Source organism: Synechococcus lacustris Maggiore-St4-Slac (genome assembly GCF_024345595.1).
Lineage (GTDB): Bacteria > Cyanobacteriota > Cyanobacteriia > PCC-6307 > Cyanobiaceae > Synechococcus_D > Synechococcus_D lacustris.
Window position 1 is genome coordinate 104,491 of the sequence record NZ_JAGQBK010000003.1, and the last position, 25,002, is coordinate 129,492.

General features: G+C 55.0%; 31 protein-coding genes and 1 tRNA gene. 15 read left to right on the forward strand and 17 right to left on the reverse strand.

Annotation, left to right across the window (positions count from 1 at the left end; all coding sequences use genetic code 11):
* Positions 1 to 8: 8 nt before the first annotated feature.
* The 3 genes from KBY68_RS03530 to cbiD form a co-directional block, all read right to left on the reverse strand.
* Entirely contained in the window at positions 9 to 662 is a 654-nt protein-coding gene (locus KBY68_RS03530) for a DUF8672 family protein (RefSeq protein WP_255095911.1), read from the reverse strand.
* Positions 663 to 779: 117 nt separating this feature from the next.
* Positions 780 to 2,375, reverse strand: a complete 1,596-nt coding sequence (gene guaA / locus KBY68_RS03535; protein ID WP_255095912.1) for a glutamine-hydrolyzing GMP synthase — start codon at positions 2,373 to 2,375, stop codon at positions 780 to 782.
* Between the two features lie 24 nt (positions 2,376 to 2,399).
* Complete coding sequence (gene cbiD, locus KBY68_RS03540; RefSeq protein WP_255095913.1) at positions 2,400 to 3,512, reverse strand: cobalt-precorrin-5B (C(1))-methyltransferase CbiD; 1,113 nt, start codon at positions 3,510 to 3,512, stop codon at positions 2,400 to 2,402.
* 83 nt (positions 3,513 to 3,595) lie between these two features.
* Here cbiD and KBY68_RS03545 point away from each other — a divergent pair, with 83 nt between their 5' ends.
* The 3 genes from KBY68_RS03545 (at position 3,596) to KBY68_RS03555 (ending at position 5,308) form a co-directional block, all read left to right on the forward strand.
* Positions 3,596 to 4,750, forward strand: a complete 1,155-nt coding sequence (locus KBY68_RS03545) for a pyridoxal-phosphate-dependent aminotransferase family protein (protein ID WP_106499040.1) — start codon at positions 3,596 to 3,598, stop codon at positions 4,748 to 4,750.
* A gap of 25 nt (positions 4,751 to 4,775) precedes the next feature.
* Entirely contained in the window at positions 4,776 to 5,216 is a 441-nt protein-coding gene (locus KBY68_RS03550) for a hypothetical protein (RefSeq protein ID WP_106499041.1), read from the forward strand.
* Between the two features lie 20 nt (positions 5,217 to 5,236).
* Positions 5,237 to 5,308: transfer RNA gene (locus tag KBY68_RS03555), tRNA-Gly, on the forward strand.
* Between the two features lie 81 nt (positions 5,309 to 5,389).
* Here KBY68_RS03555 and KBY68_RS03560 read toward each other — a convergent pair.
* The 5 genes from KBY68_RS03560 to KBY68_RS03580 form a co-directional block, all read right to left on the reverse strand.
* A complete protein-coding gene (locus tag KBY68_RS03560) occupies positions 5,390 to 5,638 on the reverse strand; it encodes a hypothetical protein (RefSeq protein WP_106499042.1) in 249 nt (82 codons plus the stop codon).
* A 72-nt stretch (positions 5,639 to 5,710) separates the two neighbouring features.
* Positions 5,711 to 5,914: a DUF8683 family protein gene (locus tag KBY68_RS03565; RefSeq protein ID WP_106499043.1), complete on the reverse strand. Its 204-nt coding sequence runs from the start codon at positions 5,912 to 5,914 to the stop codon at positions 5,711 to 5,713.
* 47 nt (positions 5,915 to 5,961) lie between these two features.
* A complete protein-coding gene (locus KBY68_RS03570) occupies positions 5,962 to 7,239 on the reverse strand; it encodes a Y-family DNA polymerase (RefSeq protein WP_106499044.1) in 1,278 nt (425 codons plus the stop codon).
* Between the two features lie 4 nt (positions 7,240 to 7,243).
* Positions 7,244 to 7,603, reverse strand: coding sequence for a LexA family protein (locus KBY68_RS03575; protein ID WP_106499045.1), 360 nt, complete (start codon positions 7,601 to 7,603; stop codon positions 7,244 to 7,246).
* 24 nt (positions 7,604 to 7,627) lie between these two features.
* Positions 7,628 to 7,936, reverse strand: coding sequence for a hypothetical protein (locus tag KBY68_RS03580; protein WP_241536973.1), 309 nt, complete (start codon positions 7,934 to 7,936; stop codon positions 7,628 to 7,630).
* A gap of 116 nt (positions 7,937 to 8,052) precedes the next feature.
* Between KBY68_RS03580 and KBY68_RS03585 the strand changes: the two genes are divergently transcribed.
* Both KBY68_RS03585 and KBY68_RS03590 read left to right on the forward strand, forming a co-directional pair.
* Positions 8,053 to 8,448 carry a DUF6554 family protein gene (locus tag KBY68_RS03585; RefSeq protein ID WP_255095914.1) on the forward strand — a complete coding sequence of 132 codons (396 nt, stop codon included), beginning with the start codon at positions 8,053 to 8,055 and terminating at the stop codon, positions 8,446 to 8,448.
* On the forward strand, positions 8,381 to 8,785 hold the full coding sequence (locus KBY68_RS03590) for a hypothetical protein (protein ID WP_255095915.1): 405 nt from the start codon (positions 8,381 to 8,383) through the stop codon (positions 8,783 to 8,785). The genes KBY68_RS03585 and KBY68_RS03590 overlap by 68 nt, the downstream gene beginning before the upstream one ends.
* 27 nt (positions 8,786 to 8,812) lie before the next feature.
* On the opposite strand, the gene KBY68_RS03595 is transcribed toward KBY68_RS03590, so the two are convergent.
* Positions 8,813 to 10,402 (reverse strand): SNF2-related protein, encoded by a 1,590-nt coding sequence (locus KBY68_RS03595; protein ID WP_255095998.1) that lies wholly within the window; start codon positions 10,400 to 10,402, stop codon positions 8,813 to 8,815.
* 144 nt (positions 10,403 to 10,546) lie between these two features.
* On the opposite strand from KBY68_RS03595, the gene KBY68_RS03600 reads away from it, so the two are divergent.
* Positions 10,547 to 10,945: an HNH endonuclease gene (locus KBY68_RS03600; protein ID WP_106499048.1), complete on the forward strand. Its 399-nt coding sequence runs from the start codon at positions 10,547 to 10,549 to the stop codon at positions 10,943 to 10,945.
* Positions 10,946 to 10,950: 5 nt separating this feature from the next.
* Here KBY68_RS03600 and KBY68_RS03605 read toward each other — a convergent pair whose 3' ends face one another.
* On the reverse strand, positions 10,951 to 11,139 hold the full coding sequence (locus tag KBY68_RS03605) for a hypothetical protein (protein WP_255095916.1): 189 nt from the start codon (positions 11,137 to 11,139) through the stop codon (positions 10,951 to 10,953).
* A gap of 15 nt (positions 11,140 to 11,154) precedes the next feature.
* Here KBY68_RS03605 and KBY68_RS03610 point away from each other — a divergent pair, with 15 nt between their 5' ends.
* From KBY68_RS03610 to pdxA, 3 genes are all read left to right on the forward strand, one after another.
* Positions 11,155 to 12,102 carry an SDR family oxidoreductase gene (locus KBY68_RS03610; RefSeq protein WP_255095917.1) on the forward strand — a complete coding sequence of 316 codons (948 nt, stop codon included), beginning with the start codon at positions 11,155 to 11,157 and terminating at the stop codon, positions 12,100 to 12,102.
* Between the two features lie 215 nt (positions 12,103 to 12,317).
* Positions 12,318 to 12,647, forward strand: a complete 330-nt coding sequence (locus tag KBY68_RS03615) for a hypothetical protein (protein ID WP_106499051.1) — start codon at positions 12,318 to 12,320, stop codon at positions 12,645 to 12,647.
* Complete coding sequence (pdxA, locus tag KBY68_RS03620; protein ID WP_255095918.1) at positions 12,629 to 13,648, forward strand: 4-hydroxythreonine-4-phosphate dehydrogenase PdxA; 1,020 nt, start codon at positions 12,629 to 12,631, stop codon at positions 13,646 to 13,648. Before KBY68_RS03615 ends, pdxA begins: the two co-directional genes overlap by 19 nt.
* Before the next feature lie 34 nt (positions 13,649 to 13,682).
* Here the strand turns inward: pdxA and accB are convergent, their stop codons facing one another.
* The gene (accB, locus tag KBY68_RS03625; RefSeq protein WP_106499053.1) at positions 13,683 to 14,150 is read right to left on the reverse strand and encodes an acetyl-CoA carboxylase biotin carboxyl carrier protein; all 468 of its coding nucleotides are present in this window, start codon (positions 14,148 to 14,150) and stop codon (positions 13,683 to 13,685) included.
* A 5-nt stretch (positions 14,151 to 14,155) separates the two neighbouring features.
* Positions 14,156 to 14,716 (reverse strand): elongation factor P, encoded by a 561-nt coding sequence (gene efp, locus KBY68_RS03630; RefSeq protein ID WP_106499097.1) that lies wholly within the window; start codon positions 14,714 to 14,716, stop codon positions 14,156 to 14,158.
* A 79-nt stretch (positions 14,717 to 14,795) separates the two neighbouring features.
* On the opposite strand from efp, the gene KBY68_RS03635 reads away from it, so the two are divergent.
* Positions 14,796 to 15,851 carry a peptidylprolyl isomerase gene (locus tag KBY68_RS03635; RefSeq protein WP_255095999.1) on the forward strand — a complete coding sequence of 352 codons (1,056 nt, stop codon included), beginning with the start codon at positions 14,796 to 14,798 and terminating at the stop codon, positions 15,849 to 15,851.
* A complete protein-coding gene (thiL, locus tag KBY68_RS03640; RefSeq protein WP_255095919.1) occupies positions 15,844 to 16,806 on the forward strand; it encodes a thiamine-phosphate kinase in 963 nt (320 codons plus the stop codon). Before KBY68_RS03635 ends, thiL begins: the two co-directional genes overlap by 8 nt.
* Position 16,807: 1 nt before the next feature.
* On the opposite strand, the gene KBY68_RS03645 is transcribed toward thiL, so the two are convergent.
* Positions 16,808 to 17,830 carry a type I glyceraldehyde-3-phosphate dehydrogenase gene (locus KBY68_RS03645; RefSeq protein ID WP_106499056.1) on the reverse strand — a complete coding sequence of 341 codons (1,023 nt, stop codon included), beginning with the start codon at positions 17,828 to 17,830 and terminating at the stop codon, positions 16,808 to 16,810.
* Positions 17,831 to 18,032: 202 nt separating this feature from the next.
* Here KBY68_RS03645 and murC point away from each other — a divergent pair, with 202 nt between their 5' ends.
* From murC to KBY68_RS03660, 3 genes are read left to right on the forward strand one after another with little or no spacing between them, the layout of a single operon-like run.
* Positions 18,033 to 19,403 (forward strand): UDP-N-acetylmuramate--L-alanine ligase, encoded by a 1,371-nt coding sequence (gene murC / locus KBY68_RS03650; protein WP_390623248.1) that lies wholly within the window; start codon positions 18,033 to 18,035, stop codon positions 19,401 to 19,403.
* A gap of 3 nt (positions 19,404 to 19,406) precedes the next feature.
* Entirely contained in the window at positions 19,407 to 20,303 is an 897-nt protein-coding gene (gene murB, locus KBY68_RS03655; protein WP_255095921.1) for a UDP-N-acetylmuramate dehydrogenase, read from the forward strand.
* Positions 20,304 to 20,329: 26 nt separating this feature from the next.
* Positions 20,330 to 20,671, forward strand: coding sequence for a YbaB/EbfC family nucleoid-associated protein (locus KBY68_RS03660; protein ID WP_255095922.1), 342 nt, complete (start codon positions 20,330 to 20,332; stop codon positions 20,669 to 20,671).
* Here KBY68_RS03660 and rsgA read toward each other — a convergent pair whose 3' ends face one another.
* Genes rsgA through grpE form a run of 4 tightly spaced genes read right to left on the reverse strand, consistent with a single transcriptional unit; the run spans position 20,672 to position 23,557 of the window.
* Positions 20,672 to 21,547, reverse strand: a complete 876-nt coding sequence (rsgA, locus tag KBY68_RS03665; RefSeq protein WP_241536974.1) for a ribosome small subunit-dependent GTPase A — start codon at positions 21,545 to 21,547, stop codon at positions 20,672 to 20,674.
* Positions 21,540 to 21,764: a sulfurtransferase TusA family protein gene (locus KBY68_RS03670; RefSeq protein ID WP_106499060.1), complete on the reverse strand. Its 225-nt coding sequence runs from the start codon at positions 21,762 to 21,764 to the stop codon at positions 21,540 to 21,542. The genes rsgA and KBY68_RS03670 overlap by 8 nt, the downstream gene beginning before the upstream one ends.
* A 36-nt stretch (positions 21,765 to 21,800) precedes the next feature.
* Positions 21,801 to 22,904, reverse strand: coding sequence for a molecular chaperone DnaJ (dnaJ, locus tag KBY68_RS03675; protein ID WP_106499061.1), 1,104 nt, complete (start codon positions 22,902 to 22,904; stop codon positions 21,801 to 21,803).
* Positions 22,904 to 23,557, reverse strand: a complete 654-nt coding sequence (grpE, locus tag KBY68_RS03680; RefSeq protein WP_390625572.1) for a nucleotide exchange factor GrpE — start codon at positions 23,555 to 23,557, stop codon at positions 22,904 to 22,906. The genes dnaJ and grpE overlap by 1 nt, the downstream gene beginning before the upstream one ends.
* A gap of 86 nt (positions 23,558 to 23,643) precedes the next feature.
* Between grpE and KBY68_RS03685 the strand changes: the two genes are divergently transcribed.
* The gene (locus tag KBY68_RS03685; protein ID WP_390634976.1) at positions 23,644 to 24,990 is read left to right on the forward strand and encodes a GspE/PulE family protein; all 1,347 of its coding nucleotides are present in this window, start codon (positions 23,644 to 23,646) and stop codon (positions 24,988 to 24,990) included.
* Positions 24,991 to 25,002 lie beyond the last annotated feature (12 nt).

The window sequence follows — 25,002 nt, forward strand, 5'->3', positions numbered from 1 at the left end:
GAGTTGCGTTAACGCAGCTGTTGCACACCAGGTTGCAAGATTAACGGACGGCAAAACTGTTGGGCGCCCATAAACCAACCGCCTAAACCAGCAAGCAACACCAAACCACTGATTGGCAGCAGGGCATTGCGGGTAACGGGATCAAGGCTCCACTCCTGCCATTCCTTAAGCCAACGGTCGCGGGAGAAACGCCGCTTCTCGGCCCGTTGGGCTTGGCTGCGGCGCTTAAGCGACTTAGCCACCCAGCGCTCAAAAGCCCGTTTTTTTGTAACCGCCATCTTGCGCTCCAGTTCCAGCAACTGGCCAGCGGTGAGCTCAGGATTAAAGGTACTGATCAATTCAAGGCTTTTAAGGAACATTTCCACTGCCCCTGCCTTGATAGCCCTTTCTTCTTCACTGAGGCCGTCCCACACCACCTCGGGATAGAAACGCAGTCGATTTTTTAGAATTTGCTCCTCTTCCATCTGGCCCGGTTCCCGCAGCCAGCGGTCGGTGTTGGCATCAAAGCGACGCCAATAGAGGAATGGATTCAGATAGATGGTTTTACCAGCAATCTCGATGCTGTCTTGCTGCAACCTGCGTTGCAGCTGGGGATCCTGCTGAAGCGAAGCGGTGGCGCCCACAGGTTTAGGTAAGGGGCCTAATTTTATCGCTGCTGGCAAGGGCGCACCAGTCTTGACAGATCCGCGAACCTTGGGCTGGGCCACCCCTGCCTGTCAACGCCATCCATGGCCAAGTCCCGGTGACACAAGACCACCGGGCAACTATTACAAGCTCAACTACTCCCACTCAATGGTGCCTGGGGGTTTACTGGTGATGTCGTATACAACTCGGTTAACACCCTCCACCTCATTAACAATGCGGTTTGAGATGCGTTCCATCACCTCGTAGGGCAAGCGCGACCAATCGGCGGTCATGCCATCTTCACTGCCAACACAACGCAACACGATTGGGTAGGCATAGGTGCGTTTATCACCCATTACCCCCACACTGCGCACGGGCAAAAGCACGGCAAAGGCCTGCCAAATTTCGTGATAGAGCCCCGCATCACGCACCTCCTCCCGCACGATTAAATCTGCATCCCTAAGGATTTGTAATTTCTCCTCATTCACCTCACCCAAAATACGAATAGCAAGGCCGGGTCCGGGGAAAGGATGGCGCCTAACTATCTCCTCTGGCAAACCTAAACTACGGCCAACTTTACGCACTTCATCTTTAAATAAACGCCGCAAAGGCTCCACAAGTTTAAATTGCAAATCCTTTGGCAAGCCTCCAACATTATGGTGGCTTTTTATTTTTACTGCCACCCTTTCGCCGGTTTTTGGATCAACATTAGTGCCAGCACTTTCGATCACATCAGGGTAGAGAGTGCCCTGGGCTAAGTAATCAAAAGGTCCTAATTTTTTACTCTCTTCTTCAAATACCCTGATGAATTCTGCACCGATAATTTTACGCTTTTCCTCCGGATCAGAAATATGGGCAAGTTTTGCAATAAATCTTTCACGAGCATTGATATATTCCACATTAATATGAAAGCGTTTATCAAAAAATTCAACTAAAAATTCAGGCTCGCCCTTACGCATAAAGCCCTGATCAATAAACATACATGTGAGCTTATCTCCGATGGCACGATGCAAAAGAAAAGCCAATGTAGATGAATCAACACCGCCTGAAAGTGCTAGTAGCACTCGCTTATCTCCCACCTGAGCTCGCACTGAGGCAATTGCCTCATCAATAAATACATCGGTGGTCCAATCGGGGGCACAGCCACAAATGTGATAAACAAAATTGCGCAATAGCGCCATGCCACAACTTGAATGCACCACCTCTGGGTGAAATTGCACGCCGTAAAGCCTGCGCTGGTGGTTGGCAACAACTGCCTCTGGAGTGTTATCGGTGTGGGCTAATCGACTAAAACCCTCTGGCAGGGCCACCACCGAATCCCCATGGCTCATCCACATGGTGGAACCATCGTCCACATTGGTTAGTAGATCGGTGGGATCATCAACCCAAAGCGGTGCTTTGCCGTATTCACCCCGCTCCGAGGCCTCCACCCGGCCCCCCAATTGCTGCACCATCAACTGCATGCCGTAGCACACACCAAGCACTGGTATTCCCAATTCCCAGAGGCCCGGATCGCTTACTGGTGCGCCATCTGCATAAACGGAATTCGGGCCACCGCTGAGGATGATCCCCTTTGGCGCCAACTCCCGCAGCTGCTCCAATGTGGTGGTGTGGCTTAACACCAGGGAATACACCTCGGTTTCCCTCACCCTGCGGGCGATCAACTCCGAATACTGGGAGCCGAAATCGAGGATCACGATGGCTGGGCGACGCCCCTCCGCCCCCTCTAGGCCGGCCAGAGCAGCGGACATCAGCAAAAAGGCATTCGCTCTAGCCTAGGGGCAAGGGGGTGGAAACCAAAATTCAGCCTGGGAACCAACGGCCCATAGCCGTCTGGAGCGATCAAATAGGGCCGCCCCCGGCTTGAGGCTAGAACCCACCGTTTCCCGCAGATAGGTGCTGCAGCGCTGTTCAATGCTGGCGGCAATGCGCCGCCGCAGGCGCTGAGCAAGCAATGGTTGCTGCAGTTCCAACTGCACCATGGCCTGCTCCACCGTGGCGGCCTCCCATAATTTGTGCAGCGCTTCCCCCTGCAAACCCTCAAGGGCGGCAAGGGCTGTAAGCACCTCCGCACGACCATCGGCCAGATGGTGATGGGTGTGAAAAATACCCCCCGCTAATTTCAATAATTTGCCGTGGTAGCCAAACAACAACAGCCGCTCCACCCCAGCCGCCGCTGCCGCCGCCAAAAGGGGCCCAAGCCAATTGCCAACCTTGAGTAATTTCGCTTCTGAGATACCCAGCTGGGGCGCCAGGTTTAAGCCGTTTTCACCCACCACCAACACCAATTCTTTGCAACCCTCAGGGGTTTCCAGCCGGCGTTGCAATTCAGCTAATGCCTGTTGCAAAGCATCTGGGCCAGCACTTTGCTGCACCTTGGCCTGGTTACCAATCAAAGCCAAACCTTCCACCACACCGAAAGCGGCATTGCTGGTGCGTTCCGCCAGAACCCTGCCCCTGGGAATAATCAATTGCAAAACCAACTTGGCTTGCGCTGGCAGCAGCGGCAGCAAGTTGATTTCCAACAACTCACGGGCATAGCTGGATAAACAGAGCTCACCAGAATCAGCAAATACGCCAAGGCCTTCTCCGGCCATCAGCTGCAGCCTCTGCTCGCCAGCACCCCAATGGGCCTCAACCCAAATCATTAGGCCCCTGGTGAGATCCAGGGCCGCACCCCCTTCACACATAGCCATCGCCAAACAGCGACCCTCCCCCAGGGGTGCCACCGCCTGCACTGGCAACAATTCAGGCTGCTGCGCACCTCGCTCAAGCAGCAATGGCTGTTCATCGCAGAAGGGTTCACCTAGCAATTGCTGCAGGGCTGCCCTAGCCGCGGCCGCCACCCACACCGGCAGGGTGTAACCAGAGGCACCGAGCTCAGCCATACAGAAACGAAAGCTTCAGGGGGGAAATCGACTTATGGAGGATCATTTTTTATCCTGATCTATTGCCTCCGCCCCCCGCAGCCATGCAGGACAAGCTCAGCCTGATGATCCCCGGCCCAACGCCTGTGCCTGAGCGGGTATTGCTAGCGATGGCACGCCACCCAATCGGCCACCGCAGCGCTGAATTTCAAACGATTGTGGCCCGCACCACCGAACAATTGCAGTGGTTGCACCAAACCAAAAACAACGTTTTGGTGCTGGCTGGCAGCGGCACCGCAGCCATGGAAGCCGGAATCATCAATGTGCTCAGCAAGGGTGATCGGGTGCTTTGCGGTGATAATGGCAAATTTGGCGAACGCTGGGTAAAGGTGGCCCAGGCCTACGGCCTTGATGTGCAAGTGATCAAAGCCGAATGGGGACAACCCCTAAATCCTGAGGATTTCCGCGAAGCTTTAGAAGCCGATGGCGCTAAACAAATCAAGGCGGTAATTATCACCCATTCAGAAACATCCACAGGGGTGATTAATGACCTTGAAAGCATCAATAAGCATGTGAAAGCCCACGCTGAAGCACTGATCATTGTTGATGCTGTTACCAGCCTTGGTGCCACCGATGTGCCCATTGATCAATGGGGTTTAGATGTGGTTTGTTCCGGCTCCCAAAAGGGTTACATGATTCCCCCTGGCCTTGGTTTTGTGGCCATGGGAGATAGGGCCTGGGCTGCCCATAAAACTTCTAACCTTCCCAAGTTCTATTTAGATCTTGGTAAATATCGCAAATCAGCGGCTGATAACAGCAATCCCTTCACCCCAGCGATAAATCTCTATTTCGCCCTTGAAGCTGCTTTGGAAATGATGCAAACCGAAGGGCTAGAAGCGATCTTTAAGCGCCACCATCGCCATCGCCATGCCACCACCGCTGCCATGCAGGCGATCGGCTTGCCCCTATATGCAGCTGCCGGCTGTGGCAGCCCTGCGATCACAGCGGTTGCCCCCCAGGGCATCGATGCTGAGTTGATCCGCAAGGTGGTGAAAAAGCGTTTCAACATTCTTTTGGCTGGCGGCCAAGACCACCTCAAGGGCCATGTATTTCGAATTGGCCACCTCGGTTTTGTTTGCGATCGCGACATTCTTTGCGCCGTTGCTGCGATCGAAGCAGCCCTACAGGAGCTAGATGCTGCCCCCAATCCAATGGGAGCTGGTGTAGCAGCTGCTGCCGCTGCACTCCAATCTGTTTAACCTGCAACCGCCAGACCCTTTCCCAATGCGTTTTGCACTGATCTTTGCTAGCGGCCTCATGGCCCTAAGCCTTGTTGCCTGCCAACAAAATCCAGAAAAAGCAGAAAAAAAGGCGGAGGTGGCGATTTGCGAGAACCTCGCCGCCGTTGGTGATGCCGTTGAAAACGTGCAAGCTCTAACACCCACCTCCACGGTGGGTGATGCGGTGAAGGCACAAAAAAGCCTATTCACAGCAATTACCAACCTAGAAAAATCAGAGGATGCCCTAGAAAAAGCCCGTGTACGCGATCTGCGCGATCAATTGAAAGCCTTTAACGCTGATGTGGAAAAGGTTTCCAAACAGAAAAAACTCACCCTTGAGCAAGCGGCCCAAGAACTACGCACCAAAGCCCAGCCTTTGATTGCTGCCCGTCAACGGGCCCTGGCCGAAGTGGATTGCATCGAGGAGCCAGCCACCAAACCATAGGTTTGCTAACTTTGAGCAATGCGGGTGTAATTCAGTGGTAGAATGTCAGCTTCCCAAGCTGAACGTCGCCGGTTCGAATCCGGTCACCCGCTTGCTCTTTTCATAACATAAATTAATAATTTAGACGTTTATTAACTATAAAAATACTTTTCTGGGTTTAGATAATCTTCAATTCACTCGCGCTTTTTAATTAGCCCTAGCACCTGGGGGCCACGCGCTTTTGCCCTGCGTTCGCAATCAAGCCCTTTAAGAATCAATAAACCAGCCTCTTGTAATTCGCCTTTAGCCGCAAGAACTTGCGCCTGTTGGTGCAAAGTTTCAGCCTGCTGCAATAGTTTTTGCCTTTCTAAACCGCCATCTGTTGCGGGCGTAGCTACTAAAGATGGTTTTAGAGGTAGTTTTAGCTTTGTTGCCGTGACCATGGCAGTGATGTTGCCCTTATTCCAATTAAACCTACATTGACAAATTTCTGCGCCAAAAGCAAATCCAAATCTTCAGGTACCCGGTTCCTCACGGTTATCTCCTAAAGCTTCAATCCTTGTGCGCAATTCCTGAATACGAGTTTGATCACCACTACCTACAGCTACGGCCAAGGCGAATTCAAGTTTTTCAAGCAGATGACCACTCTCCACATAGCCCCGTTGCTCACAACCGGGATTGATGGATTTTTGGTATTGAGCCTGGGTAAAGGTGCCCATGGTTCGCTTTCTTTTCATTTTGACACGTTGCGCAAGCTTTCGGAGGCTCAACGGGCTTGAACTAGGGGCAACTCCTTCAACCTGGTGGTGTAGCTGGGTGATAGATGGCCGCGGCGCATAAACCAAGGGGGCTGCAAGCCCGTTACCGCCCACTGCAAGGTGCCGGCACCAAAGCGACCATTGAGCTGATCCACCAATTGCATCAAAGCTTCCCGCCTTTGCTGTTGCTGCGGAGATAAAGACACAAATAAATGCTGCTGCAATTGGCCTAGGGGCTGCAGTTCCTGCAACAGCACCCCCGCCTTATGGAAGCGGTAACCCCTGCGAAATAGCTGTGCCACCAGGGGTAAAGCCGCCTGCAACAACACCGTGGTGTCGTTAGTAGCTAGGGGCAACTTAACGGTGGCACTGTTGCCATAGAAACCCGATTGGAATGGGCTGGTGCGAATAAATACCGTGAGGCAAGCGGTTAGTTGGCGTTGGCGCCGCAACTTCTCCGCCGCCCGCACCACATAGGTGGCTACCGCCTCACGCAATTGCCGTAGATCCTCAATTGGCTGGCTGAAACTACGGCTCACGCAGGTTTCCCGCTTGGGGGTGGGCCCCTGCACCAGGGGCAAGCAACTAATGCCGCGCAGCTCCTGCTGCAGCCGCAAACCCACCACCCCCCATTGACGCTTCACTAGGGCAGGGTTGGCTTGGCTCAAGGCCCAGGCCGTAGTTAATCCCCGCAAGCGGCACCAACGGGCCAACCGTTGCCCCACTCCCCAAATCTCCTCCACCGGCACCGCCTCAAGCCAGGGTTCCAAAGCAGCTGCCGTTGGAAAGCGAAATACCCCAGCTCGAGCCGGATCCACCTTGGCCAAACGGTTAGCCAATTTTGCAAGCACCTTGGATGGGGCCATGCCAACCGCAATCGATAGGCCGAGTTGTTGCTTCACCAGCACCCGCAATTCCGCCCCCCAAGCCAACAAAGCCCCAGCTTCCAAAGCTGGTGTGCGGGCAAAGGCTTCATCCACGGAATACACCTCCAACTCCGGCACCCGCGCCCCTAAACAAGCCATCACCCGTGCACTCATGTCGCCATAGAGGGCGTAGTTAGAACTGCGCACCACCACCCCAAGGCCTTGCAACTGTTGCGCCACCTTGAAATAAGGGGTGCCCATGCCAATGCCCAGCTGGCGCGCCTCACGGCTGCGGGCAACGATGCAACCATCGTTATTCGACAACACCACCACCGGCCGCCCCTGCAACAAGGGATCAAAGGCCTGCTCGCAGGCGGCATAGAAGTTGTTGCAATCAATCAAAGCCAAGGTGCTAGCCACTGGCTCAAAGCGGATGGATTACATGGGTGGCCACCCCCCAGATCTGCAGCTCCATGGCACTTGTTAGATCGATCGGGGGATAGGCGGGATGGGCGGCCTGTAAACGCAAACCACCGCGGAAACGCTCCAACCGCTTCAAGGTGAAGGCCCCTTCAAACACAGCCACCACCACCCGCCCCGGCCGCGGTTGCAGGCTGCGATCCACCAGCAGCAGGTCGCCATCAAAAATGCCAGCCCCCTGCATCGCTTCACCACTCACCCGCCAAAGGAAGGTGCTAATCGGATGGGGAATCAACAGCGAGTTGAGATCCAATCCCGCCTCGATGTAGTCGTCGGCAGGGCTGGGAAAGCCGCCCACCACCATGGAAGCAATACATCTGTACTGATCTTAGCCCTGTTCTGGGGTTTCTGCCTGGGACCAGTCTTCCCAAACCACCTCAGGGGTTTCCGCTGCAGGCTGGGCCAATAGGGAGCGGCAATCGGCCAAAAGAGCTTCCACCGTTTGCAAGGAGGCCAATTCCTGGGGATGGGGCGAGATCTCATGCTGCAACTGCAGCTCCATGGCCGCCAGCCGCTGTTCCAACTTCACAAGCCGGTGGGAAAGGGTGGCGAGGGTTTCCGCCAACCCTTCAGTGCTGCGACTGATGCGAAACGAAATTGGTTCCGGCACGGAATCGGCAATGGTTGCTGCGATCACAACACAAAGCAGCCCTCAACTCAAGGGAAGCCCCATAAACCGTATCGAGAACCACAGAAAAACCCTAGACAGACGCCAAGCAATCGATACCTTGGGCCCAGTTGATCGGCGTAGCAATGGCGCATTTTCAAGGTTTGGCTTTAAAACTGTTGGCATTGGCCCTGGCTCTTGGCAGCATTAGCTACGGCAAACCCGCTGCTGCAGAGGAAGCAGGCAATAAAGGGGCCGAGATCTATTGCTTCATGCGTCAGGCGGGCAATCCCCATGGGGTGAGCTGGGACGCGGCCTATGCCCGCATCAAACGCCAAAGCAGTGGCCTATTTAAAACCTCCCCGGAACACGCCGCTGTGCTGATCACAGAAACGGTGGTTACCAATAAAGATAAATACAGCAGCTGTGCGAAATTCCTCGGTGCCCTCTATTCAGGCCGTGAGGAAGTGGGTGTTGACAGTATTCCAGGTGCAAGTGCAAACCCCAGCAAAAGCTCAGACACCAGCCGCTACAACTACTGAATTAGTAATGGCAAAGGGTTTTTGGGCCAACGTTGCTGCCGTTGGCCTGGGGTTGCTCATGGTGGCGGCTTGCCGGCAGGTAAAACCTGAGGTTGATAGTTGCCTAAAAGATGTGGATGCCAATGCCCTGCCCCAAGCCCTCGAGCGCTGTAATCGCGTGGTGGCAGCCCACCTAAATGATCCCAGGCCCCTAAACGATCGTTTCCTATTGCATACCCTGCTGCAAAATAAAGCCGCCGCCTGCGCAGACATCAGCAAAGCAGCGGCGATGGTGAAAACAAAAGGCGATCTAAAAGATGAAATTGAAGTGCGCCTCGATAGTTGCCGAATTCCCTAAAAAATCACTATTTCTGTAGTGGTTAATTTATTCCTGCAGTATTTCATTAAGCATCTTGGCGAGGGGCTGACGCTGCAATAAACGCCGCCTGCCGGCAAGCACCACTTCGATGCGATCGGCCTTACTGAGAATCAGTGCATCGATAAGAGCATCAGCGCTGCCAAGCTGCAACCAATGGCTGGTAACCGTGCTTTTGCTGCCGAGGCGATGGCAACGATCTTCCGCCTGTTCGGCATCACCTGGGGTCCAGGGGCGCTCCAGCAACACCACCTGGGAAGCCCGTTCTAAACCGAGCCCAATGCCACCAACCCCATAGGTGGCAAGCAACAGATCGCTGCTGCCAGCTTGAAAGCGCAATAGCCGTTGCTGCCTTTGCAGCAGGGGCACCTGTCCCGTTAGCAACTCGCCCCCTAAAAAACGCTGCAGTTGGGCCAGTGGTGCCACAAAACTGCTGAATAACACCACCGCTTCGCCAGCGGCGCGCAGCTGCTGCACAAGGCTGATGGCGGCTGGCAATTTCTGCAAAGCGCATAAACGACGCATTGCCGTTAGCAGGGCAAGGGTTTCTGCGTCGGATCGCACTAAACCAGCAGTAGCCCGTTGGCGATAGTTTTCCAGCCGTTGTTGCAGGGCGAGATCAAGGCGTTTCTGCTGGGAAGCAGCCAGAAGCACAGGCCGGAAACAACGCAGCTTTGGCGGTAGATCCAAACAATCGGCTTTGCGGCGAAACAACAGTTGCGGCCGCAGCAACCGCTGTAGTTCCTCCAGCCGGCTGGCGCCTTGGCAATCCCACACCATGCGGGCACCGGCCTGGCGCCAATGGCCATTGCAAAACAATTCCTCGTAGGCGCGCCGATCGCGGGCCAAAGGATGGCCAATCGCCATCAACAAGGGAAGCAACTGCACTGGCCGGCCATTTTTAAGCGGTGTGCCGCTCAGCAACCACACGGCCCGCATCCGTGGATGACGGGCCAAACGCAACAGGGCCTGGGTGCGCTTGGCATCAATGTTTTGGGCGAAGTGGGCCTCATCCACCAGCAACACCACCCCAGCAGGGGGGGGCTCCTGGGGCAAGCGGGCCCAACTGAGCAACTGGGGCGCTAATTCAAGGCTTAAAGCTTCCCGCTGCCAGTGCTGATGCAACGCCACAGGGGCAACCACTAACAGGCGCGAGTCGCTGCAGCGCAGCAAGGAACGGGCGGCGGCTAGGGCCGTGATCGTTTTGCCTAGGCCCATTTCATCGGCCAGCACCGCCCCCCGCCGGGCCAACAGCCAACGCACCCCTGCCCTTTGATGGCGCAACAGCTGCCGGCCATCGCTAAGGGGCGCATTTAAATCGGCCGCTGCCACCAAATTGGCGTGGGTTGGCAAGGGGGGAAGGGGATGATCTACCGCCTCAAGCCATTGCTGCAGGGCTGGATCTATGGGGAAATGCGCACCAAACTGGTTTTTGAGCAGCTGGGCTGCCTCAAAGGGAAATAACCAACCTTGATGGCGGGAATGCCAAAAACCCCGGGGTCGAATCCGACGCAATTGCGCCACCGTAACGGGATCAAAAGGGCAACGAAATAAAACGTCCCCGGCGGCGGTAAGCGAAAAACCGTTAACCACAACCAACGGAGCCAAGAATAAATTTAAAGCTTTTTAAACGCAGAACAAGGGTTGGAGCTAAACCAGAAAAAAGAGCCAAAAGTGCAGCCTTAAACACATTGACACTGGGCTTACAGACCCCACACTTGAGGCATATCCGGGGGGTTTCGGATGCATGCAAGCGATGCGGTGTTCCTTGAGGAACTGTGTCCCAAGCTCCGAGTGCGCCATTGGCGTCAATCGCTTCACGAACACACGCAAAGGTGCTGCATCTACTGCGGTAAACCCTCCGAATCCATAGATCATGTGCTGCCCCGCAGCCGCGGCGGTTTGAGCGTTACCGAGAATTGCGTGCCCTCTTGCCTTTCCTGCAACGGCCACAAAAGCGATTCCGATGCTTTTCAGTGGTATCGCCGCCAGCGTTTCTACGATCCACGCCGGGCCATGGCGATCCGCGCCTGGCTTGATGGCGACCTCAGATTGGCGATTCGCCTCTTGCAATGGGCTACCCCAGACCAAAACTCCGAAGCAACAACGCCGCAAGCCAACCTAAATTTGCAAGCCGCTTAGTTAGCTCACCACACTTTGCAAGCGGCTGCACTGCTGTATTGCAAACAGATCTGCTCTTGCAGCTGTGGTTGCTCCGGCAGGATTAGTCCCGCCATGGCCACCACGGCAGTGAGGATGGAAGGGGCAACACAGCGCTTAGCCCTAAGAGCGCAAGGGCGAACCCAAGCACGAACCCGCAAGGAAGACTGAGCCATGGAACGCACGTACCAATGAATACGAGTACAGATGTACCCGCGGAGTTGAATTTTGTCAAGGCGGGGCTGCTGGAGCCCCTGCCAGCCGATTTTCAGCTGCTGATAATCGGTGGGGGCTACAGCGGCAAAAGGCTGGCTGCTGAAGTGCAACGCCGCGGTGGCAAGGTGCTGATCACCAAGCGGCAAAACCAAAACGCTGATTTCCAGCTGCTGTTCAACAGTGAAACCGGTGAACTGCCGCCCCTGGAGGCCCTAGCCGGCACCACCCACCTGCTCAGCACTGCCCCGCCGGAATTAGGCGGCACTGATCCCTGCCTGCGTTGCCTCGGGCCATTGCTGCAGGAATTACCCCTGCGCTGGGTGGGCTACCTATCAAGCACGGGCGTTTATGGCGATAGCCAAGGGCGCTGGGTGGATGAACAAACTGCCCCCAATGAACCGCTACAAGCACGCAGCGCCGCCCGCCTCGCCTGTGAGCGGGCCTGGGCAGATCAAGGCTTGCCCCTACAAATATTTCGCCTGCCTGGAATTTATGGACCAGGTCGCAATCCTTTGGCGGCCCTGAGCCGTGGGCTGGGCAGGTTGGTGCATAAACCAGGCCAGGTTTTTGGCCGCATTCATGTAGACGACATTGTTGGCGCCCTGCTCCATTGCATTGCCCTGGCTCCAGCGCAACGGCCTGCTTTGCTAAACGTGATCGACAACTTGCCAGCCCCCAGCAGCAACACCTGGAGCTATGCCGCCCATCTCTTGGGTTGTGAGCTGCCAGCTTTTCAAAGCTACGCAAGTATCGAGGCTGAATTAAGCCCGATGGCAAAAAGTTTTTGGCAGGAAAACCGCAGGGTAAGCAACCGGCTTTTGTGCGTTGAGCTCGCCTATCAACTCAGATATCCCACCTACCGAGAGGGCTTACGGGCCTGTTTCAACGAGGAGGGTTTTTTGAACCCCCATCAGCTGGATTGATTTGCCGCTGCAAATCATGGCCGAGGCGGTCCCAGCGAATTTCAAGCCAACCGCGCTGCAGGCCAATGCCTAGCCCCAGCAGCAACCCAGCTATTAGCAGCAAACGAAGCATGGCGGCCGGCTTGGAAAGTGTGCCTAAAAAGACTGTGAATTAAAGCGGCTTATGGTGTTCTTAAACTGAAATGTAAAAAATAATTAGATGGCCAGGTACGAAGATGGCAAGGTACGAGTGCTTCACCAGATCTAAGCAGGAAGGAGATTCTCTGATAACCCCTGCCACCAAAGCACTTGAGCAGATCGGTTTCAAGGTGCGCTCGAGCGCTGAAGGTTCAATCAGCTTGATCGAAACAGCTCCCGTGCAGCGGCTAAGGGATCGCGTACTGGTTCAAATGGACCAAACCCCAAACAACGAACTGCAATGCGTTGTGAGCAATGAAGCGATTGCCACCAGCAAACACAACCCTTGCCTCGCTGCTTTTCAAACCCTAATCAACACACTTAATAGCCTGCAGGGAGTGGAGGTGGATTGCCCCGTATTGCAATAGCCCTTGGTGATCCCGCCGGGATCGGGGCAGAGGTGGTACTCAAAGCCATCCAACAAATTCGTGAACTGCAGCCAAATTTCAATCCCCTATTGGTGGGTTGTCGCCACTGGCTGGAAACTAGCTTCGCCCAGCTGCAAGCCCAGGGGATCGGTGGCCTTTGTTCGCCTGCTGAACTTGAGCTGCTGCATTTGCCGCTAAACCATTCGATTAGCCCCGGCCAGGGCAGCGCTGCTAGCGGCAGCGCTGGTTTTGCTTGGCTCACTGCCGCCACCGAAGCAGTACTAGCAGGCGATTGCACTGCCCTATGCACAGCTCCGATTGCAAAACATTGGTGGCATGCCGCCGGCCACCACTATCCAGGACAAACAGAGCGCTTGGCTGAACTTTGCAACGCAAAAGCTGCGGCAATGTTGTTCACCGCTCGCTCACCCCATAACGGCTGGCGTTTTAATACATTGCTTGCCACCACCCACATTCCCCTCAGCAAGGTTTCGGAAAGCCTCAACCCCGCACTATTAGAGAAAAGGATCGAACAACTAAACAACTTTTGCCTACGTTTTAACCCTGCGCCAAAGCTAGCCATAGCCGGTTTAAATCCCCATGCTGGTGAAGAAGGGGAATTGGGAACAGAGGAAATTGAATGGATCACACCATTGCTAAATAAGCTTCGCTGCCCCGCAAATAATGGGCAAGCTGGCCTCAATCTAGAAGGGCCAATAGCACCAGATAGCTGTTGGCTTGGGGCAAGTGAAGCGTGGCATCAGCCTGCTGCCGCAGGCCCTAATCAAAAAGCGATGGATGGTTATTTGGCCTTGTATCACGACCAAGGCCTGATCCCAACGAAATTATTAGCCTTTGATCAGGCTGTTAACACAACCCTTGGCCTACCGTTTTTACGCACCTCCCCCGACCACGGCACCGCCTTTAATTTGGCAGGCAAAGGTATTGCTAGGGCTGAAAGCATGGTGGCTGCAATTAATACTGCCATTGAGCTTGGTTAAATCCCTTGAGCTTGGCTAAATAATTAATAGAGCCCTAAACAGGCCTCAAAAGCATCAATACTTGGTTGTATTCCACTGGCGTGCCATTTGTAACTAAAATCTCAACAACTTCACCCGATTGTTCAGCTTCTAGTTCATTCATCAACTTCATTGCTTCAAGGATGCAAATGGTTTGGCCGATGCTTACCTTGCTACCTATTTGCACAAAAGCATCCTCTCCAGGGGCTGGAGAGCTATAAAAAGTACCCACCATTGGCGCCTTGATTTCAATTAAATCACTGCGGCTGGCTGCAGCTGCAGGGGGGGGCGTTGGCGGAGCTGCTGCGGCTTGAGCCGGTGCAGGCGCGATAGCCACTGGCGCTGCCGGCGGCGGTGCCAGTGGGGCCGGCAAATTGCGACGCACCTCAAGGCGAAAATCATCGCCTTCGAGCTTGAATTCCTGAATGTCGCTGGTGGAAAGGAAATCCAGTAGCGAACGCAATTCCTTTTGATCCATCTCCATCTCCCTCAGGACTCCCGACCTAGGTAACTGTCGGAACGGGTATCAATTTTGATTTTCTCACCAATGGTGATGAAAAGGGGCACCATCACCTGGGCGCCGGTTTCCACAATCGCTGGCTTGGTGCCACCGGTGGCGGTGTCGCCCTTAACGCCAGGGTCGGTTTGGGTTACTTCAAGCACCACCGAATTTGGCAGTTCCACCTCGATCGGCTTGCCATTCCAAGCCACCACACTCACCTCCATGCCTTCTTTCAGGTATTTCTTGCCATCACCGATTTGCTTTGCGGTGAGGCGGGTTTCCTCAAAACTGGCCATGTCCATAAACACATATTCCTCAGCCTCCATGTAGGTGTGCTGAAGGGTGGATTTTTCCAACAGGGCGGAGGCAACCATCTCGCCGGCCCTGAAGGTTTTTTCCACCACGCTGCCGCTTTGGGCTGATTTCAGTTTCGTGCGCACAAAGGCAGAACCCTTGCCCGGCTTCACGTGGAGGAACTCCACCACGCGCCATACCTGACCATCAAGCTCGATTGTGGTGCCGGTGCGGAAGTCGTTGCTAGAGATCATTCCGGCAGAAAGGATTGAGGCGGATTGTACGGTGGTCTGCGCTACCGAAGCAGCGGCCGTGCCCAGCACCATTTATTCAATGCTGTTGGCCCTCGCCTTGGCCTTGGGGTTCAGCATCTCAAATCCTGGGGAGGTTTTGGCTGCCCTGCCCCCCGGCAACGCAGTAACCGACCCTGCGGCGATCCTGAGGGATTCCCTGCCGGTACAGCAGCCCGACCTGCGGGAATTGCAACATCGCCTTGAAGGCACCAGCAACGACCTGCGGGCCCGCCGCTGGAGCAGCATCCAACAGGCCTGCGAACGCTCCTCAAAACTGCTCAATCAAAAGCAGGGGCGCATCATTGGCGATCTGCCACCCCAGCAGCAGGAAACGGCAAAGCAAGAAATAGAAAATTTGCAACAAAACCTAATCAACCTATGCAGCAGCAGCGAAAGCCAAAACCGTGATGAATTCCTCGAGCAAAGGCGAGAGGTGCTAGCGGCGGTGGGCCGTTTAGAAGAGCTTGCCATTGAAAGTTTTCCCTATGAAATCCCTGAGGAGTTCAACAACCTGCCGCGGCTGCTGGGCCGGGCAAGCGTGGAAATTCGCACCAATAAAGGCAACCTCACCGCCGTGGTTGATGGCTACAACGCCCCCCTAACCGCAGGCGCTTTTGTGGATTTAGTGCAGCGCGGCTTCTACAACAACCTGCCCTTCAACCGCGCTGAAGATTTCTACGTTCTGCAAACCGGTGATCCCGTAGGAGCTGCCACGGGCTACATCCCCGATGGCAGCAAGGGCGAACGCCAGGTGCCATTGGAAATCATGGTGCCGGGCGAAAAGCAACCGCAATACAACAAAACATTTGAGGATCTGGGTTTATTTAAAACCACCCCAGTACTACCTTTTGCCACCCTCGGCACCATGGGTTGGGCCCATTCAGACGAAGCCCTAGGCGATGGATCCTCACAATTTTTCTTTTTTCTCTACGAAGCTGAATTAACACCTGCTGGCTTGAATTTGGTGGATGGTCGTTACGCCGTGTTCGGCTATGTGGTGGATGGATTTGATGTGCTGGAAAATCTTGGCGTAGACGACAAAATTGAAACAATCACCCTGCTTAGTGGAGCTGAAAATCTGCAAGCCCATGGATGAATTAGCTGAGCTTGGCGAAGCAGAACTAATCGCCAAGCTCAGTTGTTTTGCTGCAGCGGGTCAATTTGATGATGATGCGGCCCTTCTGGCGCCTGATCAACAGCTGCAGCGGGTAATTAGCACCGATGCCATGGTGGAAGGGGTTCATTTTTCAGCTAACACCACCCCAGCTTTCTGTGTTGGTTGGCGTGCTGCCGCTGCAAATCTCTCTGATTTAGCTGCGATGGGCTGCCTTGAGGCCGAGGGAATAACCGTTGCCCTCGCTGCCCCTGGCCACACACCCCTGGCCTGGGTTGAGGCGGTTTATGGGGGCCTCTCAGCATTGCTAAAACGCCATAACTGCCAGCTATTGGGTGGTGATTGCAGCAGCGCACCGGTGGTGATGCTTGCTATCACTGCCATCGGCAAGGTGGCTGCCGATCGCTTGATTCGGCGCGGGGCCGGCAGGGCTGGTGATCGCTTGGTGGTTAGTGGACCCCATGGCCTGAGTGGCCTAGGGCTACAGCTGCTGCAAAACCCCAACGATCCAGCCACAAGCCATCTAAGTGAAAGCCTGAAACAAGCAGCGATCAAAGCCCATCAACAACCAATACCCCGCTTTGATGCGGTGGCGGCTTTGCATCAGAGCCAGCCGGCAGCATGCCCCTGGCGGGTGGCAGGCACCGATAGCAGCGATGGCCTACGCCGCAGCCTGGAATTGCTGGGCAACGCCTGCGGCCACCAACCAATGCTGGATCTGAACATGGGCCCATTGGAACCCTGGTGCCTTGATGGTGGTGAGGATTTTGAGTTGGTTTTAGCCCTTGATCCCCTTTGGGCAGATAACTTTGTTGCCCAGCTGCCTGGGGCCCAATGCATTGGTTGGCTTGGGGATAAGCCCGGGCCACCCTGTTGGTTAAGCAATAAAAAACCCCTACCGGTGGGCAGGGGTTATGAACATTTCAAAGGCAACTAGTTCAGGCCCAGTTGCGTGCCACCACTTCAGCTAGATCAACCACACGCTGGCTGTAACCCCATTCGTTGTCGTACCAGGAAATAACTTTCACCATGTTGTCGCCCATCACCAGGGTGAGCTCTGAATCAACGATGGTTGATTCATCGGTGCCGGCATGGTCGGAGGAAACAAGCGGCAGGTCGGAATATTTAATAATCCCTTTCATCGAACCCTCAGAGGCGGCCTTAAGGGCAGCATTCACTTCGTCTTTATTGGTGGCGCGCGCCACTTCAAGCACCATGTCCACCACCGACACATTTGGGGTGGGTACCCGCATGGCAATGCCGCTCAATTTGCCCTTCATGGGTGGGTAAACCAAGGCAACGGCGCTTGCAGCACCAGTGGAGGTGGGAACGATGTTGATGGCGGCTGCCCGGGCCCGGCGCAGGTCGCGGTGGGAGGCATCCAGGATGCGTTGGTCGCCTGTGTAGCTGTGGGTGGTGGTCATCGTGCCCTTCACGATGCCGAAGGTTTGATCGAGCACCTTCACCAATGGCGCCATGCAATTGGTGGTGCAGCTGGCATTGCTGATGATGTCGAAATCTTCATGGCGATATTGATCAGCGTTTACTCCCACCACAAAAGTACCCACCCCTTCACCTTTGCCAGGGGCTGTGATCAATACTTTTTTGGCACCGGCCTGAATGTGCTTACCAGCTCCTGCTTTATCAACAAAAACACCCGTGGCTTCAATAACTAAATCAACTTCCCATTCCTTCCAAGGCAGGTTTAGGGGGTTGCGATCTGAAAAGCATTTGATCGGCCTGCCATTCACCGTGATGGTGTCGTCGGTGTAGCCCACTTCAGTGTCGCGAATCCTGCCCAGCATTGAGTCGTAGGTGAGCAGGTGGGCATTGGTTTTGGGATCGGAAGTGTCGTTTAAACCAACAACTTCGATGCCCGTGTTGGCACCGCGGCTCAGCCAGCAGCGCATGAAATTGCGCCCGATACGGCCGAATCCGTTAATGGCAACACGAAGGGTCATGGCAGCTCAGAGGGAATCCCAGTAAAAAAGGGAATTTGGCTGCGAATCATACAGACCCAAACGTGTTTTGAAACTAGTCAAAGTTTTTTGCCATTCCGCCCAGAGGGTTTAAGTTCTGCTCACCCTTTCCTCAGCATTGAGCAGCCAACTCTCCCTCCCCCCTGAGCGCCCTGTGCACTTCATTGGTGTTGGGGGCATTGGCATGTCTGCCCTTGCTGGGATCCTGGCCGACCGCGGCTATGCCGTAAGCGGTTCAGATCCGCGTCAATCGGATTTATCCCAGGGATTGCGCAAACGGGGTGCCCGCATTTTTAGGGATCAAAACAAGGCCACGGTTGATGCAATCCGCAGTGGTGTTTCCTGCTCACCATTGGTGGTAATCAGCAGCGCGATTCCAGCTACCAATCCAGAGTTGCTTGCCGCAAAAGCCGCGGGGCTTGAAATCTGCCACCGGGCCGCCCTTCTCGCTTGGTTAATCGCTGAGCAACGCAGCATTGCCGTTGCCGGCAGCCATGGCAAAACCACCACCAGCAGCCTGATCGCCAGTTTGCTAAGCGCCGTGGGCATGGACCCCACCGCAATCATCGGTGGTGTGGTGCCAGCTTTTGGTAGCAATGCCCGCACCGGTGCCAGCAATCTGTTGGTGGCAGAAGCCGATGAATCCGATGGCTCCCTGGTGCAATTTCACCCTGCCCTTGGCGTAATCACAAATCTGGAGCTTGATCACACCGATTTTTATCCAAACCTCGAAGCATTGGTGCAAACCATGCAGCGCTTTGCTGGCAATTGCAGCGAAGTGCTCGCAAATGCCGATTGCCCAGTGCTTCAAGAGCACATCAAAGCCCACCACCGCTGGAGCCTGGCTGAAGAAGGCCATGGCCAAGAAGCCTATTTTCGGGCCGTGCCCCTCAGCATGGCGGGGGACGGCAGCAGGGCGGATTACCTCGAAAACGGCCATCGCTTGGGGGAGCTCAGCCTTCCCTTAGCCGGTCGCCACAACCTCAGCAATGCCCTCGCGGCCATCAGTGCCTGCAGGCTGATGGGAGCCCCCTTCCACGACCTGCAACAGGCCTTAACCGGCTTGGTGCCCCCTGGCCGTCGCTTCGATCTGCGGGGCGAGTGGCAGGGCCGTTTAGTGGTAGACGACTACGCCCACCACCCCAGTGAGGTGGCCGCCACCCTGAGCATGGCCCAATTGATGGTTAGCTCCGGGCGCAGCACCCTGCCGTGGGTGCCCAAACGGGTGGTGGCCGTATTCCAGCCCCATCGCTACACGCGCACAGCGGAATTTCTCAACCGTTTTGCCGAAGCCCTAACCACCGCGCCCAAAACCCTGCTGGCGCCCCTCTACGGAGCCGGTGAATCCCCCCTCCCTGGCATCAGCAGCGCTGCCCTAGCGAAAGCAATGCAAAATCTGGGCGCTGATGTGAATGCCTATGGCTGCCTTGATGAACTGGCAAGCGCCCTTGAAACTGAAACAAGTCCCGGGGATTTAGTGCTGGTGATGGGAGCTGGTGATGTGAATCAAATCTGGGGGCGTTTGCAAAACCAAACCCTGGCCGCGGCCGCTTAAACCGTGCTGCAGCAGGCCATACCCCTAGGGGGCTACACAACATGGAAAGTGGGGGGCCCAGCTGAATATCTAGCCGAACCGGATTCACTAACAGCCCTGCTGGAAATATTGGCAGCCCATAAACAAACAGGCGGGCCACTACAAATTATTGGGGCCGGTTCCAATTTATTAATTAGCGACCAGGGTTTGCCTGGCTTAGTGATTTGCACCCGGCGGCTTCAGGGGGCCCAACTAGATGGCAGCAGTGGGCTGGTGGAGGCCCTGGCGGGGGAACCATTGCCCACCCTGGCCCGCCGCGCCGCCAAGGCAGGCCTGAGCGGTTTGGAATGGTCGGTGGGGATTCCAGGCACCGTTGGTGGCGCAGTTGTTATGAATGCCGGCGCCCAAGGGGGCTGCCTGGCCGAACGCTTAATCGATGCCACCGTGGTTGATCCCCATGGCGGCGAAGCATTTGTTTTAAGCAATCAAGATATGGATTACAGCTATCGCCATAGCCGCCTCCAAACTGAAAAGTTAGTGGTGCTTTCAGCCCGATTTCAGTTAACTGCGGGTCAAAACCCCAGCCTGCTGAGTGCTCAAACCAGTGCAAATCTGCAAAGCCGCACCAACAGCCAGCCATACCACCTGCCAAGTTGCGGCAGTGTATTTCGTAATCCTGAACCACAAAAAGCTGGCCGCTTGATCGAAGCCCTAAACCTGAAGGGATATCGCATTGGCGCTGCTGAGGTATCGGAAATCCATGCAAATTTCATTGTTAATAATGGAGGCGCTAAGGCCGCCGATATCCAGGCGCTGATTAGCCATGTGCAAACTGTTGTGCATAAATCCCATGGCTTCTGGCTGCATCCAGAAGTGATTCGTTTAGGGGTGTTTAGTGAAAGCCTGCAGGCGGCGGCTTAACCTGATTTCACTTGTTTAAAGGGGCCATGGCCGGTTTCGGACTACCCAACTTCGGTCAACTAACCGAAGCCTTCAAGAAAGCGCAGCAGATTCAGCAAGATGCCCAAAAGCTCCAGGAAGAACTGGATGCCATGGAAATTGAAGGCACCAGTGTTAATGGCCTTGCCAGCATCTGGTTATCGGGCAACCAGCAGCCTTTGCGGGTGCAGTTAGCAGCCGAATTGCTCACAGCAGGTAAGGAAGCAACGGAAGCGGCCACCCTGGAAGCTTTACAAAATGCCTACGCCCAATCCAGCGCCACCATGAAGGGAAAAATGGAGGAGCTCACTGGCGGTTTAAACCTCAATCTGCCTGGGTTTAACGGTTGATCACAGCTGATCCTGCATCAGGCTTTGATACAACCCATAACGCTCCCAGCTGCGCTCAAGCCCACAGCCCGGTTCCTGTAGGTGGCGGCAATCATTAAAACGACAGCGCCTACCAGCCCTGAGCTGCTGGCGAATTTCAGGAAATAAAGAAGCAAATTCCCCTGGATTAGGGGGCAATTCAGGTCGATTAAAACCCGGAGTATCAGCGAGCAAAGCGTTTGGCGCTAGCGGAAAGAGTTCCACATGGCGGGTGGTATGGCGGCCCCGTTGCAACTTTCCAGAAACTGCAGCGGTTCGCAGTTGCAAATCGGGCAGCAAAGCATTCAGCAAGCTGGTTTTACCCACACCACTGGGGCCGCAGAGCACTGAGATGCCAGGGCATAACCGCAAACGCAAGCCCTCGAGGGCCTGAACGTTGCCATGGGCGATGCTGTGGGGTTCATAACCCCAACTGCGCAGGCGCTCAAGCCATTCCAAACACTGCTCGCTGCTAACTAAATCGGCCTTGCTGAGCACAGGCAGCACCTCAAGGCCAGTGGCTTCAGCGCTGAGCAAAAATCTGCTGAGACCTTGGGCATCAAGGCTGGGTTGGGCCAAGGCCACCACCACCACCACCCGATCTGCGTTGGCAAGGGCTGGCCGCTGCAGGCTGCTGCTGCGGGGCTCAAGGGCGGCAATGGCGGCGCGGCCGTCAAGCCAATCAACACCATCAAGGCCCACCCAATCGCCCACCATTACCTGTTCGCCTTGGTGAGCAAGGCGCGAACGACGGGTGCAAAGCAATATTTGTTGGCCGGCTGGGCCGGGTTGTTGCAATTTAACTCTGCAAAAATTTGCCTCTAGGGCCATCACCTGAGCCCGCAGCAATTCAGCCACGGATGATCTTTAACTGCACCGAACCATCGATTTGAGGTATGCGTTCTAACTGCTTTACCTGATCTGAACCCTGCAGGGATTCCACCACCAGGCGATCCGGTTCACCAGCATCAAGCCACACCTGCAGGGTGCTGCCCGGCGCTAATGCTTCAAGGGCAAGGCGGGTGCGGATAAAATTTAAGGGGCAGGGTGTGCCACGCAAATCAAGCACGGTGATGGCAAAGTTTGAAATTAATTATCATTGGAATAAATGTCATTGGAATAAACCACCAAATAAACCTTTCCCCTTGGGATGGCTTCTAGCGATAGTGGTTAATTCTTCCAATAGTTCCCGCTCTTTTGCTTCTAGCTTTTGCGGCACCACTACTTTTATAGTGAACATGTGATTACCGCGGGCCACGGGATTACCCAGGCGGGGCACACCGCGATCTTTAAGGGTGAGCACCGTTCCGGGTTGGGTGCCGGGGGGTATTTGAAATTCTTCTGGCCCATCAACGGTTTCCACCTGCAGGCGATCACCTAAAATCGCCTGTAAATAACTGATCGGCAATTCGGAATTTATATGAATTCCATCACGCCGCAATTTGGCATCAGCCTGCACAAATAACACCACATAAAGATCACCGGAGGGGCCGCCCCTCATGCCGGCATTGCCCTCATTATTAACGCGTAGCCTTGTACCTGAATCAACACCAGCGGGAATATTAATTCTCAATTTCTTGCGCACCTGTTGCACCCCTTGGCCAGCGCAATCGGAACAGGGATCAGCAATCACCTGGCCATTGCCTTCGCAGGCTGGGCATGGTGCCACTTGGGTGAAGGTGCCAAAGGGGGTGCGGGTGGCCCTACGCACCTGGCCGCTGCCCCCACAGGTGCTGCAATTAACAGGGCCACTGCCAGCCTTTGCGCCACTGCCTTTACAGGTATTACAGGTTTCTAAATGGCGAATTTGGATTTCTTTTTCTTGGCCAAAAACCGCCTCTTTAAAGCTGATATTTAGGTCGAAACGCAGGTCGTCGCCTTGGCGTGGTCCCCGCTGCCGTTGGCCTTGGCCGGCGGCACCACCAAAACCACTAAAAAAGGTTTCAAATAAATCAGCAAAACCGCCCATGTCGCCCATGTCGGGAGCGCCGGCAGCACCTGATACACCGGCTTCACCGAATTGGTCGTAGCGGGCCCTGGTTTTGGGATCACCCAACACCTCATAGGCACGGCCCACCTCTTTGAACTTATCTTCAGCGCCCGGATCTTTATTTACATCAGGGTGATACTGACGGGCCAAACGCCTGTAGGCGCGTTTTAAGCTTTCAGCATCAGCATCCCTGGGAACTCCGAGGAGCTCGTAATAATCAGCCATCAGTTACCTTCAGCCTCAACATTGGTTTCAACGGAAGTATTTTCAATTGGGTTGACGTTATTTGGGTTGCCATCAGCAGCGCCCGGACCCATCGATACCTTCACCATGGCGTGACGCAAAACGCGGCCATCAAGGTGATAACCGCGCTGTAGTTCTTCGATAACCACATCTTCAGAGTGGATTTCACTTGGTTCATGCAGAACCGCCTCGTGGAGGCTGGGATCAAAGCGTTCACCCTCCACCCGCATCGGCGATACGCCTAATTGCTTCATCACATCCACCAACTGTTTATACAAACCCTGGTAACTGCGATGTAAACCCTGGGCCTCTTCCCCTTCGGGATTGAGCTGTTGGCGGGCCCGCTCAAAGTTGTCTACCACCGGCAGAATTTCGCTCAAGGTGCTGCAGATCAACTGCACGCGCAGATCTTCAGATTCCCGTTGCTGCCGTTTACGAAAGTTATCGAAATCGGCGGCAATCCGCATGTATTGCCCGCGCAGGGATTCATTTTCTTGGCGCAGGCTGGTGAGTTCAGCCGTTAGATCGGGCTCAACAGCCCCATTGTTCAGCTCCTCCACCGGTGCCGCTACTTCCTCAGGAGCTGAATTATCAAGCTCAGGGGCGGGGGATTCTTCGTTCATGGGGCGGCCCATTGGAATTCATCCATGTTGCTGGGAGCCCTACCCATGAATCAAGGTCGGGAAACCCCGCCATCCTGAAACCAGTTGTTTGGTTTGCGGTGGAGAAATTTGAACTCACGGAAAGCGCTGCCACCGGCAACGCCTCCCCAATGGTGCAATTGGCAGATCGCATCCTGCTGCAAGCCCTCGATAGCCAAGCCAGCGACATTCACATAGAACCCCAAGAAACTGAATTGCGGGTGCGCTTAAGGATCGATGGGGTGCTGCAAAACGCCTTTGAACCGCTGCCGGCCGGGCTGACTCCAGCCCTCACCAGCCGTTTCAAAATTATGGCTGATCTGGATATCGCCGAGCGGCGTTTGGCCCAAGACGGCCGCATCCGTTGTGGTTATCGGGGCCGCACCGTTGATTTCCGCATCAATTCAATGCCAAGCCGCTTTGGCGAAAAACTGGTGTTGCGCCTTTTGGATACCAGTGCAACCGAGCTCAACTTGGAGCAGCTCATTAATGATCCATTTGTGCTGGCGGAACTGCGGGAACTGGGCCGCATGCCCTACGGAATCCTGCTGGTAACAGGTCCCACCGGTTCCGGCAAAAGCACCACCCTTTATGGCTTGCTTGCAGAACGCAATCAAACGGAAATCAACATCTCAACGGTGGAAGATCCGATCGAATACACCCTGGCTGGTGTTACCCAAACCCAGGTAAATCGTGAAAAGGGCTTTGATTTTGCCCAGGCCCTAAGGGCATTTATGCGACAAGACCCGGATGTGTTGCTGGTGGGCGAAACCCGCGACCTGGAAACCGCCAAAACTGCCCTTGAAGCTGCACTAACCGGTCACCTGGTGCTCACCACCCTGCATTGCAACGATGCCCCCAGCGCCATAGCCCGCCTAGGGGAGATGGGGGTAGAAACATTTTTATTGAGTGCAGCATTGGTGGGTGTGTTGTCGCAGCGCTTGCTGAGGCGCCTATGCAGCAACTGCTCTGAAACGCACGAGCCAGCTGGTGCAGACCTGGCAAGGCTGGGGTTCCTAGCGAGCCAAAGCAGTAAGCACAGCTTTCGCCGTGCTCCAAAAACAAACACTTGCCCCCATTGCGCTGGCCTTGGTTACCGCGGCCGTATTGGTGTATTCGAACTGATGCGCATCAATGAGCCAATGGCCGCGGCCATCGCCAAGGGTGCCAGCAGCAATGAATTGAGAGATTTAGCGATAGCAAATGGCATGCAAACGCTCTTGGGGAGCGGCCTACACCTGGCCCAACAGGGCCTCACCAGCCTTGAGGAAGTTGAACGGGTGTTGTTAACCGATGGCGGACTCCAGCAGGAGTTGCGTAGGCAACAAATAAACAGCGCCACCTGCAGGGGCTGCAAGGCCGGCCTTAAAAATGAATGGCTGGATTGCCCCTATTGCTTAACCCCGAGGGGAACACTGCAGCCATGAACCCCATGGCCC